The following is a 12,687-nucleotide window of genomic DNA, read 5'->3' on the forward strand; positions in this document are numbered from 1 at the left end:
GCGAGTTCTCCGGGCCGTGGCTGTACACCGTGGTCGCCATAGGCGACAGCCGGCAGCCATACGAGACAGCCAGCCCTCGGCTGAACACCACGGTTGTTCGGCTGGCGCTCGTGGTCGTGGTTGAGCCCTGCCAGCGACCGTAAGCGCTGGCCGACTCCGGGTTGGCCGATACCGCTTGCTCAGTGGCGGGGTTGTCGCAGGCGAGCCGTAGCTCAGATCTGTCATCGGACCCGAATAACGGGTCTGGACTACGGCTTGACGACCTGAGCCGTCGTCCAGGAATGTTTTGGGGCCCTGATTACAGGTCTGAGCTACGGCTCGCCACGGCAACTCCCGGATCGAACCCGAGATCGACACAACCCGGCAGACTCCAGCTCCCGTGTCGATCTCGGGTGCGGATTGCGCTGTACATCGACACGCTCGTGATCGGTGGCGGGACGGGGTCGTACTTGGGGCGGTCGCTATCGGGTCAGGGGTTACGGGATCAGGTGCTGGTCGCGGAGCCAGCGTTCGGTGCGGGACATGCCTTCCGGCAGGTCGACCTTGGGTTCGTAGCCGAGCACCCGCCGTGCCTTCTCGATCGAGTAGGTGCCGGTGCGGGCGAAGTAGCGCATCGAGATGGCGTTGAACTCGGTGGGCCCGGCCAGGCCGAACGCCCGTCCGGCCGCTGCCGCCACGGCCACCGCCGCTGGTGTCGGCAGGCAGAGGGGGCTGCGTTTGCCGAGCATGCGGTAGTAGTGGGCGAAGAACTCCCGGCAGGTCACACCTGCCCCACCGGTGAGGGTGAAGATCTGGCCCGCCGCGTCATCCGCGCGAGCCAGCAGCACGCCGGAGACCAGGTCGTCGATGTAGACCGGGCTGAAGATGCCGTTACCCCGGGCCGGCAGCAGGAACTGGTTCTTTCTGATCAATTCCAGGGGCATCAGGGTCCACGGCCGGGAACCCGGGCCGTAGACGTCACCCGGCCTGATGATCGTCACGTCGATCTCGCCGGCAGCGTGGGCCTGCAGCGCCACCTGCTCGGAGGCGATCTTGGTGTCGACGTACGGGTTGCCGTCCGGGCGTACCGGGTGTGACTCGGTGACGCCGTCCGGAAACCCGAGGTCGGAGAAGGCCCGGATCGACGAGAAGTGCACGAAACGCGTCGCGCCGCTGCGGACCGCCGCGTCCAGGGCATTGCGGGTGCCGCGCACGTTGACCTTCCACTGGCCGGCCAGGCCGACGCCGTTGGAGACCACCGCGGCGGTGTGGATGAACAGGTCGGCGGTGGCCGGCTGCCAGGCGCCGCCCGCGCTGATGTCGCCGGCGACCACACCGGCGGAGGCGCGCAGGTCGACGCCGGAAACGGTGTGGCCTTCGGCTCGCAGCCGGGCGGCGAGGGCCTGGCCGATGAAACCGCTGGCGCCGGTGATGAAGACGCGCATCCCGCGAGTCTGTCACGCACGTCAATGCGTGTTTTAGGCTTTCGGCCATGAGTTTTGAGGTCATGGCAGACGCCTACGGCCGTTTCATGGGCAGGTACTCCGAGCCGCTCGCCGTCGAGTTCGCGTCGTTGGTCCGGCCTCTGCCCGGGCAGCGGGCGCTTGATGTCGGCTGCGGGCCCGGGGCGCTCACATCGGTGCTTGGCGATCGGCTCGGTGCTGAGTTCGTGTCGGCTGTCGATCCGTCGTCGTCCTTTGTCGCCGCCAGCCGGGCGAGGTTGCCGGCGGTTGACGTGCGGTAGGCGTCGGCGGAGCGGCTGCCGTTCGCCGACGAGTCGTTCGACCTGACGCTGGCTTCGCTGGTCGTGCATTTCATGACTGATCCGGTTGCCGGGATTCGGGAAATGGCGCGGGTTACGCGTACCGAAGGGGTGGTTGGCGCCTGCGTCTGGGATTACGCAGCCGGCGGCGGACCGCTCACCGAGTTCTGGCAGGCGGTCCGGTCATTGGATCCCGCGGTCAGCGGGGAATCGGAATTGGCCGGAACGCGGGAAGGGCACCTCGCGGAATTGTTCGCCGAGGCCGGATTGCGGGACGTGGAGCCGGCGGTTCTGCGGGTGACGGCTCGGTTCCAGGATTTTCCGGATTGGTGGGAGCCGTTCACCCTCGGGGTCGGACCCGCGGGAACTTATGTGCGAGGCCTTGACGAGCGGGGGCGCGCGGAATTGCGCGATCGGTGCGCTTCGCTGCTGCCGGAGGAAGGACCCGTGGAGCTCAGCGCGGCGGCGTGGGTGGCGATCGGGCGCCCGGCTTTAGAGTAGGAGCATGCGGTGGGATGCGGCCGTCGTCGCCGGGGTGCTCGGGCTCGACGTCCTCACCGCGCTGACCACGGCGGATGATGCGGGCCGGCCGTTGCTGCCGGTCGGCCTCGGTCTGATGATTGTCGCTTCCGGCGTGTTGCTGTGGCGGCATCGGTTTCCGGTCGCGGTGCTGGTCGTCACCGGGGTGGTCACGCTCGTTTATTACCCGCTGGGGTTTCCGGATGCGCCGGTCGTTCTGAGTTTGGCGATCGCGCTTTATACGGTGGCGCGTCATCGCGGGTGGGTTCTGGCGGCCGGTGCGGTGGCGGTGCTGTCGGCGATTCTGGTCGCGACGGCGGAGGAGGCGTTTCCGGCTGTTCTCGGGATTGTGCCGATTCTCTTGTTGCCGGTGGTGCTGGGGGAGGTCGCGAGGTTCCGCGAGAAGCAGGCTGAGCGGCAGGCGGCCGTGGAGGAACGGCTTCGGATCGCGCGGGAACTCCATGACGTTCTCGCCCATCAGATCTCGCTGATCAGTGTGCAATCCGGCGCTGCCCTGCACACCCGTGATCCGGACGGCGCTTTTGACGCGCTGCGGGCGATCCGTTCCGCCAGCGGCGAAGCGCTGAAAGAAATCCGGTCGGTGCTCGGTGTGCTCCGTGAGGACGGTCCCGATTTATCCGGGCTGGCCGACCTTTTTCGCCGGGCTGAAGCGGCCGGCCTCGTTGTGCGTACCCAAGTGGATGGTGAAAAACCCCCGCTGGAGGTCCAGCTCGCCGCTTATCGGATCATCCAGGAGGCGCTGACCAATGTCGTCCGGCACGCCTCCGCGGCCAGCGTCGATGTCACCATCCGGCAGACCGACACGGCCGTGGAGATCACCGTTGACGACGACGGCTCTTTCTCGGAGACCGAGATCATCGCCGGCAACGGGATTCGCGGCATGATCGAACGCGCCTCGGCCCTGGGCGGCGACTGCCAGGCCGGGCCGCGACCCGGCGGCGGCTTCCGGGTCCGCGCGCGCCTGCCCGCGACACCCACTCCCACCGACACTCTCACCGGGAACGGAACGCGATGATCTCCCTCGCCCTCGCCGACGACCAGGCCTTGGTACGCGCGGGCTTCCGCGCCATCATGGCAGGAGAACCGGACATCACGCTCGTCGGCGAGGCATCCGACGGCGAACAGGCGATCACCCTGGCCCGGCGGACCCGCCCCGACGTCTTCCTGATGGACATCCGGATGCCCGGCATCGACGGCCTCGGCGCCACCCGAGCGATCTGCGCCGACGCCACCCTGGCCGGCGTCAAGGTGGTCATCCTGACGACGTTCGAGTCCGACGAGTACGTCTACGGCGCCATCCGGGCCGGCGCCAGCGGTTTCCTGCTCAAGGACATCGAACCGGTCGAGCTGATCCACGCCGTCCGGGTGGTCGCCCGCGGTGACGCCCTGCTCGCGCCGTCGGTGACCCGCCGCCTGATCGCCGAGGTGGCGTCCCGGGTGACGCCGCCGCCGGTGCCCCGGCTGGACGTGCTGACCGCCCGGGAGGCCGAGATCCTCGACCTGGTCGCGGCCGGCCGGTCCAACGAGGAGATCGCCGCCGAGCTGGCGATCACCTATGCGACGGCGAAGACACACGTGAGCCGGATCCTCACCAAGCTCGGCATGCGGGACCGCGCGCAGCTGGTGGTGTTCGCCTACGAATCCGGCCGCATCGTGCCCGGCTGGCTTCCCTGATACATCCTCAGATGTATGCGCCGGTGCGGGGAAATGGGGGAGACAGCGGATTACTGGCGCAGTCATCGAATGTGACGCTGGTATTCATGAAACGCAGGAGTCTTCTCTCCCTGGCCGTTCTCTCCGGCGCCGGAGCATTTCTCGGCGGATGTTCGCACGCGGGCGGAAACGACGAGCTCGGTTTCACCAATCGGCTGCGCATCCCGCCGCTCGCGGACCATTCGACCGACCCTGACGGCGCGAAACGATTCGCGCTCACCCTGCAATCCGGCGGCCGCGCCGAGCTCATCCCGGGGAAAGTCACCGAGGGCGCGTGGGGCATCAACGGCGCCTACCTCGGCCCCACGGTCCGTGCCCACCGCGGCGACAAGGTCCGGATGGCCGTCACGAACCGCCTCGCCGAGACCAGCACGCTGCACTGGCACGGCATGCGCCTGCCCGCCCGGATGGACGGCGGCCCGCACCAGATGATCGACCCGGGCGCCACCTGGATCGCCGAGTGGACCATCGACCAGCCCGCCATGACCTCGTGGTTCCACCCGCACCTGCACGAGGAGACGGCCATGCACGTCTACCGGGGCCTGGCCGGACTGTTCCTGATCGACGACCCGGACGGCCCGCCGCTGCCGTCGGAATACGGCGTCGACGACATCCCGCTGATCGTCCAGGACAAGAACTTCGACCGCGACGGCACCATCGACACCAGCGGCGTGGAGAGCGGAACGTTCGGCCTGCTCGGCGACACCATCCTGATCAACGGCACCTACGACCCGTTCCACGAGGTGACCACCCGGCTCGTCCGGTTCCGGCTGCTCAACGCCTCGAACACGCGCGTCTACCGGATCGGTTTCGCCGACAACCGCACCTTCGACGTGATCGGCACCGACGCCGGCCCGCTGGAACGCCCGGCTCCCGTCGACCGCGTCAAGATCAGCCCGGGGGAGCGAATCGAGGTCGTCGTGCGGTTCACCGCCGGCGAGACCGTCGTGATGAACAGCCTCGGCGAGGACAGCAGATCCGCCAACGACATCGAAGAAGACGACTTCACCCTGCTCAAGATCGTGGCCGGGAGCAGGCTCGACGACTCGGATCCGTTACCCGCCACGCTTGGCGGCACACCGGTCCCGGCCGTGCCGGCGGGCGCCACGGTCCGGCGGTTCGAGCTCTCCGGCTCCGAGATCAACAACAAGGACATGGACATGACCCGCATCGACGAGGTCGTCTCGGCCGGAGCCGTCGAGATCTGGGAGATCGACAACACCACCTACGCCCACAACTTCCACATCCACGAGGTCGTCTTCCGGATCTTGGAGATCAACGGGACACCGCCGCCCGCGTATCAGGCCGGCCCGAAGGACACCGTCTTCCTTCCGAAAGAGGCCACAGCCCGGCTCCTCGTGCGATTCGGCGCATTCGTCGACCCGCTGACGCCGTACATGTACCACTGCCATCTGCTGCGCCACGAGGACAAAGGAATGATGGGTCAATTCGTCGTCGTCGAACCCGGCACCGAAAACCGCGTTCCACTCACCCTCGCGCCCGGTCACCGTCACCGATGAAAAGCGCCACTTCGGTACGCGAGGACACGCCCAGTTTCCGCAGGATGTTCGAGACGTGCACGGCGGCCGTCTTCGGCGAGATGTGCAGGCGCCTCGCCAATTCCGCGTTGGTCAGCCCTTCACTGATCAGTACCGCCACCTCCCGCTCGCGGGGTGTCAGCGCGGCCGGCCCGGTGACCGCGGCGTCCACACCGGCCGGGGCGAGACCGAGCTGAGCGCGGACCTGGGCGAGCTGCGCCACCCGCCAGCCACCCCACCCGGACAGCAGCGAAGCGGCCGCGTCCACCTGCGCGGTCGCCTCCTCGCGACGGTCGGCTGCCAGGAGACAGCGGGCGGCGCCGACGCGTACCGTTCCGCGCAGCGTCGGCCCGAGGATGTGCGCCTCGACGATGGACAGATAACCGGCCAGGGCCTCGGCGTGCCGGCCGTGCGCCTCCGCGACCTGGGCGTCGACCAGCGTGCGGAACGCGTCCCACACGTTGACGTCGAGCAGGTCGCGGGCCATCCGGTCGAGGCGGTCCGCGGGCAGGCCGATCTCCAGCGCCGCCGAGATCAGGTCGTGGGCCTGCTCGCCGCTGCGCCACGGCTGCTCGTCCAGCTCGGCGAACAGCTGGTCCAGCGTCGCCTCGGCGCGGGCGAGATCGCCGCGGCGGCAGGCTAGGTGGAACGCCAGGCCGGGAATCGTGTTCGGCGGATTGTCCGGCAGTGCCGCCAGGTCGTTGATGATCGGCTCGACCCGGTCCAGCTCGCCGGCCTCCAGGTAGAGCCCGGCCAGGAAGACACCGTGGTAATCGGCCCAGCGGCCCCGGCGCCGATAGCTGAGGTCCTGCTCGCGGCCCTCCTCCAGCGCGGTGATCGCGGCCCGCAGATCGCCGGCCCGCAACGCCAGCCGGGCGCCACCCTGGAAGTACGTGGCCACGGACAGGGACTCGAAACCGGCCCGCTCGGCGGCGGCCCGCATCCGTTCCAGGATCTCGGCGTGCTCGGCCGGCGTGGTCGGCGGCACACCGTGCACCAGCGCGTTCAACGCTCGGGCCGCGAGAACCCACTCGCCCGCTTTCTCCGCCTCGTCGACCAGCCCGGACAGGATGGTGCGGCCGTCGGCGGCGGTCTGCGGCCGTTCGGCGAGTGTCGAACCCTTCTCGACCAGCGCGGCCAGGCGTACCGAAGGCAGGTCGAACTCGTCGGCGAGCGCGAGAGCCCGGTCGCACCAGAGCAGTGCGACGTCGGCGTCGTCGCGCAGGTACGCCGACTGGGCGATCGCGGTCATCGCCCGCGCCTGGTCGGCGCCGGGCGGCAGCTGCGCGATCAGCGTCTCGATGTCGTGGGTCAGCCCGCGCATGGTGGCGGTCTCCCGGGTCTCCCACGCGAGCCGGACCAGCAGATAGAGCGACTCGGCCCGGTCGGTGCTGCTGCTCGCCAGGTCACGCCACTGCCGCGCGTGCCGCAGGGCGTCGTCGAGCAGGCCCGCCAGCCACGCCGCCTTGGCCGCCGAGGCCAGCAGCTCGGTGTCGTCGGGCACCTCGTCGAGGCCCATCTCGGCCAGCTGCAACGCCTGATAGGCCGACCCGATCGACAGGTACAGCGCGGCGCCGCGACGGGCGGCGGCGACCAGGTCGTCGTACCGTCCGGCGCCGCGGGCGTGATGCGCCACCATCGCCGGATCGGCGCTCTCCCGCAGCAGCACGTCCAGCGCCGCCTCGTGCAGCCGGCGGCGCTGACGGCCCAGCATCTGGTCGGCGATCGCCTCACGGACCAGCGCGTGCCGGAACGCGAACTCGTCCTCACCGGACTCCACGAGCACGCCGCGGGTCACCAGGTCGCGCAGTACCGCGATGAGCTCGTCCTCGCCGGTGCCGGTCACGTCGGCGAGCAGGTCGAACGGGATGCGGTGACCCAGCACGGTCGCGGCCTCGACGATCCGGTGGCTCACCGGGTCCAGGTCCTCGACCTGGCGGCGCAGGACGTCGGCGAGGCTCCAGGGCAGGGGCTGTTCCACGAGTGCTTCGGCGTCGTACCCAGGAAGTGCGCGCAACAATTCCTCCAAGAAGAAGGGATTGCCGCCGGTGCGGTGATGCAGCGCCGCCGCGGCGCGCAGCGGCGCTGGCGAGCCGGTCGCGGCAGCCAGCATGGCCGCGGTCTGCGACGGCGTCAGACGATCGAGGCGTACGTGGGTGACGGCGTGCCGTCGCTCCATCTGGGCCAGTAGGCCGGCGACGGGCTGGCGGCGGGTCACCTCGTCCGGGCGGTAGGTGCCGATGAGCAGGCGTGGCCCGCGCCCGTCGGCGATCCGTTCGAACAGCGCGGCACTCTCCGAGTCGGCCCAGTGCAGGTCCTCGAAGACGACGACGGCGGGGGAGTCGCCGATCATCCGGTTCAGGATGGCGAGGCCGGTGTGCAGGCGCTCGACCGGGCTGCGACGCGGGTCGGCGAGAGCCTGGAGCTGGTCCTCACTCGTGGTGCCGTCCATGGCGTCGAGCAGTACTTCATAAGGGCGGGACAGTGAGCCCGGCTCGGCGTGCCCGACCAGCACCACGGTGTCGGCCGGCAGACTCGCCAGCAGCTCGTGGACCAGGCGGGTCTTCCCGATGCCCGGCTCGCCCGCGATGATCGCGACCGCCGGCTCATGCGCGGCAGCGAGCTGCGTCAATCGACGCAGCTCGCTCTCCCGCCCGATCATCACCGGGCTGGCACCACCGCGGAGGGTTCGCACGACGCCAGGGTACCGGTGGGCTGTCCGCGGACCGGCTTCTTGGTCCGGCGAGGCCGTGCCTTCAGGGCACGGGCCAGAAGCCGGCCTCGGTCGGCCTCCGCGATCAGCTCACGCTGACGATCGTGTACGAGTTCGAGCAGCATGTCCGGGTGCATCATCATGACCTGACTCCTGTGTTCCGTCGTTCCGTTGATGTATCCATCGTCGGACTTCCGGGGAGCCGTCACATCGGGAGTGGCTACCTATCTTCGCAGGTCAGCGGCGTCTAGGAGGGGTGCCTAGGTGGCCTAGGCATACCTAGACGCCCGCCTGGGGCCGCATGCTCAGGTGGATGCGCACCGCGGGAAGGCCGGTCGGGATCAGCCCGGCCACCTGGGACAGCCATCGATCGACCTCGTCCACCGTGAGGATCTCGTCGAGCCGGACCTCGGGCGCTGCGCAGTCGTGCCGGCGGCCGACGTCCCAGCTGCGGCTCACCGCAACCCGGTCCAGCACGATCACCCGGCTTCCGCGGGACAGCGGGATGTCCGCCGGACGTCCTTCGAGCGGGATGTACTGACCGTCGCCGTCAGTGAGCTGGAATCGCGCGTCGATCTGATCGGCGGCGTCCGCCGGGCCGGTCGTCGCCGCGGCGACCCAGGACGGCTCCGGCCGGTCACCGTCGAGCAGCCCCTGCCCGGGATCGCCGATCAGCGTGTCGGCGAGAAGCGTGTAGAGCTGGAAGTTGTCACCCACTCCGGAGATGCGCACCCGATAGCCCCGCCGCTGTTCGCGATGCACCACGATCAGCGGCTCGTCATCGAGGATCGCGAGCAGATTCCGCAGTCCTTGAAGGTCGTGACGGTCCTCGCGCAGGCGGGTGATCAGTGCGGTGATCTCGGGTCGCCGGGGGAAGTCCGCCCGCACCTCGCGCGAATGCAGCAGCGCGACCACCGGTGTCTGCCACTCGCCGAGCGTGAACCACGCACCGGCCAGGGCCACCGCCTCGTCGACCGTCGACCCGCGCCGCCACGGCAGGCGGCTGCTCCTGGTCAGCGCGACCACGGCGGCGTCGAAGTCCTGCTGCTCGCCGTCGCCGGCGGGGAGTGGCGCGGACGAGCCGAGCGCACGGCGCCAGGCGGTGACGAACCCGGTCGCGAGCTCCAGGATCTCCACCAGGGCGTCGGCCAGGACTCCGGGCAGTGTTCCTGGCGCCGCGCCACGATCGACCAGCCGGCCGGCTACGACAGCGAGGTAGGCGGCCGCGGGCCTCGGCACCCGCTCGAACAAGCCGGTGATCCTCTCCAGGACCTCGGTCGCCTCGCTGGGCTCGGCCTGCGCGACGGCCCGCCACAGTTGGGGGATCTGCGTCTGGAACGAGGTCAGGTCACCGGAGTCCGCGGCGGCGTACAGTCCGGCGACTTCTTGATCACCAAGCATCCCGGGATGATGCAGGTGGCCGTGCGCCGCCGGTCGACAGTGCCATGAACCCCGCGTTGACGGCCGGTGACATCACGCGTGGCGGTGCCGGGAATCCGGCTTAGGGTGGGGTCATGGCCGACGGTGAGGGGCTGGCTGCCCGGGTCGAGGACGTGCATGAGATCGCTGCGGGGATGCCGCACGTCACCGTCGAGAACGGGACCGGGGATAACCCCGTCTATCAGGTGGGGCGGAAGTCGTTCGTCTTCTTTCGCAATCCGCGGCCGGACGCTGTCGACGCGGTCACCGGGGAGCGGCTGACCGATGTGATCGTCTTCTGGGTGCCTACCGAGGCGGACAAGCAGGCGCTGGTGCAGGACGAGGGTTCGCCGTTCTTCACCACCGCGCATTTCAACGGGCATCTGTCGGTTCTCGTGCGAGCCAGCCGGATCGGTGAGCTTTCGCGGGCGGAGCTGGCCGAGGTCATTCAGGACGCGTGGCTGTCCCAGGCGTCGGCACGGCGGGCGGCGACCTGGCTGGCGTGCCGTTGATACAGTCCGCGGACGGCGACAAAATGCGGGCGCGTCGATACTGAATGAACATTGCTGGGGTACGGGCTTTTGCGCGTACCCCAGCAATTGTTTTTTGTTTTTTTAGCAGGAGAGGTTGGAGCCTGGGGTTACGCCGAGGATGGCGGTGAAGCGGTTGTAGGCATTGATGCGGCTCTGGACCTGGGCGGGATTGCCGCCGTTGCATTCGAGGGAGCCGTTGATGCTGCGGATGGTCTCGCCGAAGCCGCGGCTGTTGACCATGGCGTCGTGCGGGGTCATCGTGCCGGGGCCGCGCTGGGTCATCCAGTACCAGACGGCGGTCTGGTAAGCGACCGACGACTCGTTCTTGACCCGGTCCGGGTTGTTCAGCAAGTCGATGCCGAGTGCGTCGCCGGCTGCCTTGTAGTTGAAGTTCCAGCTCAGCTGGATCGGGCCGCGACCGTGGTACGCGCTCTGGCCGGCCGGGCAGCCATAAGGCTGGTTACGGTCGCAGTAGAGCGGCCAGTTCGCCTGGTTGATCTCCTCGACGTAGACCAGGCCGCCGGACTCGTGGTTGATGTTGGCGAGGAAGGCCGCGGCCTCCTGCTTCTTCACCGTGTCGCTGCCGGTGGTGGTGAACGACGGGAACTTCTTGATCGCGTCGATCAGGCCGGAGTACGAGTAGAACGCGATCCGGCTCGGGAACATCTGGTTGAACTGGGCCTCACTGACCGGGAAGCCGCCGCTGTTGCCGGGCGGCGGAGTCGTGGTGCCGCCGCCGGTGCAGGTGTACGGCGACCAGTACCAGGTGCTGATGACCGGGTCGTAACCCGGGTTCGCGTTGGTCGCCACGTAGTACAGCCCGTTGGTGTACCGCACGATCGAGCCGGCCGCGTAGTACTGGCCCGCTACCCAGTTCGGGTGGTTGCAGGTGCCGGTGTTGGGCGGCGGGTTCGTGGTGCCGCCGCCGCAGGCGCCGTTGTCGGCCCAGACGCCGGAGCCGCCGGTGCTGGGGGCCTCGCCCTGGGTCCACCACTTGGCGGTCCAGTTGCGGCCGTTGTAGGAAGCGCGCATGTTCCCGGTGTACACCGCTGAGCTGTTGTACGCGGTCACGCAGGCTTCGGCGGCGCTGGAAGCCGTCATGGGCAGGATCGCCGCGGCGGCGCCGGCCAGGGCGACACTGACCGCGGCCACGATCGACAGAAGCCGTCTTCTGGGCATAGTTCACCTTCCGTACGTCGAGGGACGTACTGGTGCGAGGGGGATCAGGGGTACATCGACTCAACTAGATGCCGGGTGGGGAGTCAAGGCATCTGTTAAGAAACTTCAGGATTCGGTACGCGGCCGGAAAACGGCGATGGCGCCGCATGAGCGGCGCCATCGGTCTCGCGGTGTTGTGTTTGTTGTGTCGTGGCGGAAGCTGCTGGCTTCCTTGGGGGGATGTTCGCGGCGCTTTGCGGCCGGTTGTGGCCTTTTACGGCCTTTTTTTTGGCCTTTTGCGGGCTTCTTGTGGCCTGCCGCCGTCAGAACGGGGCGGGGCCGCTGCCGGCGAGCGAGACGAGTAACTGCGTCGCGAGCAGTTTCCGTACGCCGGTGACTGCCACGGCGCCGATCTGGTCGTACGGCAACTCCAGGTACAGCCCGTCACTCGCGTTGCGGATGTCGTCGCTCGTCTGGTCCGGGCGGAACGTGCCACCCCAGCCCTCGATGCCACCGCGCTGATTGGTGCTGAGCGAGGCCATGCCGGACACGTGGGTGCCGTCGACAAGAGTGAGCCTCGCCGGACCGGAATAGGTCGTCATAGTGGTTAACCGTATCTGGCCGGTTCGGGGGTGTGACCCACTCGTGAGTGAAATGGGGCAGGGTGGGGTGTGCTTGGGCGCGGATGTCGCTGCGTGGCATGATCAGGTTGCGGAGAGTAGGGGAAAGGGCTTCGTTGGCGGTGGCGTTCGCCCGTGTCCCGGGGCGTGTCCCGCCGGTGACTTCGGCCGGGTTCGTGCTGTGGATTTTCTGAAGTCGCGGAGTTCCCCTCATCGTGGTGGATCCGCACCCGGTGGTGTGCTGTGCCTGTGCGCTGGCCTCGTGCGGGGATCATCTTCAGCTCGGAGCGCGGCTGCCGGGGTCCGCGCCGGCCCTTTCCGGCAGCTGCTGAGGTGACCAACCCGTGCCGCAGACGAAGCAATTTCTGGTGTGTTGGGTCTGGAAGGTTCGGCGATTTCAGAAACGTTTCTTGATGTGAAATTCGGGCTGGGGTCATCGTTGTTGCTGGCTGGGCTGCGGACAATGGAGGAATGGCGCAGCAGCTTTCTTTGTTTCCGACGAGGCATCTTCGGGATCGGACGCTGCGCCGCAATTATTCGGTGGCGGCTGAGGAGTTTCGGCGGGAGCACGAGCGGCATCGTTCGTGGGGGTTGGCTCAGCGGCATGCCCGGCGGCTGCGGCTACTTGTTTCATTGAAGTACGACCGCAGCCCGGCCAGGCTTGGTCGAGGTGACCGGTGGGATCGCTCGCACGCGGCTGTCCACCGCAGGT

The 12,687-nt window shown here is 68.5% G+C and carries 11 protein-coding genes and 1 pseudogene; 6 read left to right on the plus strand and 6 right to left on the minus strand.

Annotated elements, in window-relative coordinates; all coding sequences use genetic code 11:
- Positions 1–476: 476 nt before the first annotated feature.
- On the minus strand, positions 477–1,424 hold the full coding sequence (locus B0I29_RS37335; RefSeq protein ID WP_111653875.1) for an NAD-dependent epimerase/dehydratase family protein: 948 nt from the start codon (positions 1,422–1,424) through the stop codon (positions 477–479).
- An 86-nt stretch (positions 1,425–1,510) separates the two neighbouring features.
- Between B0I29_RS37335 and B0I29_RS37340 the strand changes: the two are divergent.
- From B0I29_RS37340 to B0I29_RS37355, 4 genes and pseudogenes are all read left to right on the plus strand, one after another.
- Positions 1,511–2,242, plus strand: a pseudogene (locus B0I29_RS37340) (class I SAM-dependent methyltransferase).
- A gap of 4 nt (positions 2,243–2,246) precedes the next feature.
- Positions 2,247–3,296, plus strand: coding sequence for a sensor histidine kinase (locus B0I29_RS37345; RefSeq protein WP_111653876.1), 1,050 nt, complete (start codon positions 2,247–2,249; stop codon positions 3,294–3,296).
- Entirely contained in the window at positions 3,293–3,955 is a 663-nt protein-coding gene (locus B0I29_RS37350; RefSeq protein WP_111653877.1) for a response regulator, read from the plus strand. Before B0I29_RS37345 ends, B0I29_RS37350 begins: the two co-directional genes overlap by 4 nt.
- A gap of 86 nt (positions 3,956–4,041) precedes the next feature.
- Positions 4,042–5,514 (plus strand): multicopper oxidase family protein, encoded by a 1,473-nt coding sequence (locus B0I29_RS37355; protein ID WP_111653904.1) that lies wholly within the window; start codon positions 4,042–4,044, stop codon positions 5,512–5,514.
- Here the strand turns inward: B0I29_RS37355 and B0I29_RS37360 are convergent.
- From B0I29_RS37360 to B0I29_RS37370, 3 genes are all read right to left on the minus strand, one after another.
- Entirely contained in the window at positions 5,483–8,227 is a 2,745-nt protein-coding gene (locus tag B0I29_RS37360; RefSeq protein WP_245973072.1) for a helix-turn-helix transcriptional regulator, read from the minus strand. The genes B0I29_RS37355 and B0I29_RS37360 overlap by 32 nt on opposite strands.
- Positions 8,194–8,388: a hypothetical protein gene (locus tag B0I29_RS37365; RefSeq protein WP_111653879.1), complete on the minus strand. Its 195-nt coding sequence runs from the start codon at positions 8,386–8,388 to the stop codon at positions 8,194–8,196. Before B0I29_RS37365 ends, B0I29_RS37360 begins: the two co-directional genes overlap by 34 nt.
- A gap of 136 nt (positions 8,389–8,524) precedes the next feature.
- Entirely contained in the window at positions 8,525–9,646 is a 1,122-nt protein-coding gene (locus B0I29_RS37370) for a hypothetical protein (RefSeq protein WP_111653880.1), read from the minus strand.
- A 113-nt stretch (positions 9,647–9,759) separates the two neighbouring features.
- Here B0I29_RS37370 and B0I29_RS37375 point away from each other — a divergent pair, with 113 nt between their 5' ends.
- A complete protein-coding gene (locus tag B0I29_RS37375; protein WP_111653881.1) occupies positions 9,760–10,176 on the plus strand; it encodes an MmcQ/YjbR family DNA-binding protein in 417 nt (138 codons plus the stop codon).
- A gap of 102 nt (positions 10,177–10,278) precedes the next feature.
- Here B0I29_RS37375 and B0I29_RS37380 read toward each other — a convergent pair whose 3' ends face one another.
- Both B0I29_RS37380 and B0I29_RS37385 read right to left on the minus strand, forming a co-directional pair.
- On the minus strand, positions 10,279–11,376 hold the full coding sequence (locus tag B0I29_RS37380) for a glycoside hydrolase family 19 protein (protein WP_111653882.1): 1,098 nt from the start codon (positions 11,374–11,376) through the stop codon (positions 10,279–10,281).
- A gap of 302 nt (positions 11,377–11,678) precedes the next feature.
- Positions 11,679–11,957: a hypothetical protein gene (locus B0I29_RS37385; RefSeq protein ID WP_111653883.1), complete on the minus strand. Its 279-nt coding sequence runs from the start codon at positions 11,955–11,957 to the stop codon at positions 11,679–11,681.
- 489 nt (positions 11,958–12,446) lie between these two features.
- Here B0I29_RS37385 and B0I29_RS46430 point away from each other — a divergent pair.
- A partial coding sequence (locus tag B0I29_RS46430; RefSeq protein WP_220091537.1) for a hypothetical protein occupies positions 12,447–12,687 on the plus strand: 241 nt, incomplete at its 3' end.

It is taken from the genome of Actinoplanes lutulentus, from assembly GCF_003259845.1.
Taxonomy (GTDB): domain Bacteria; phylum Actinomycetota; class Actinomycetes; order Mycobacteriales; family Micromonosporaceae; genus Actinoplanes; species Actinoplanes lutulentus.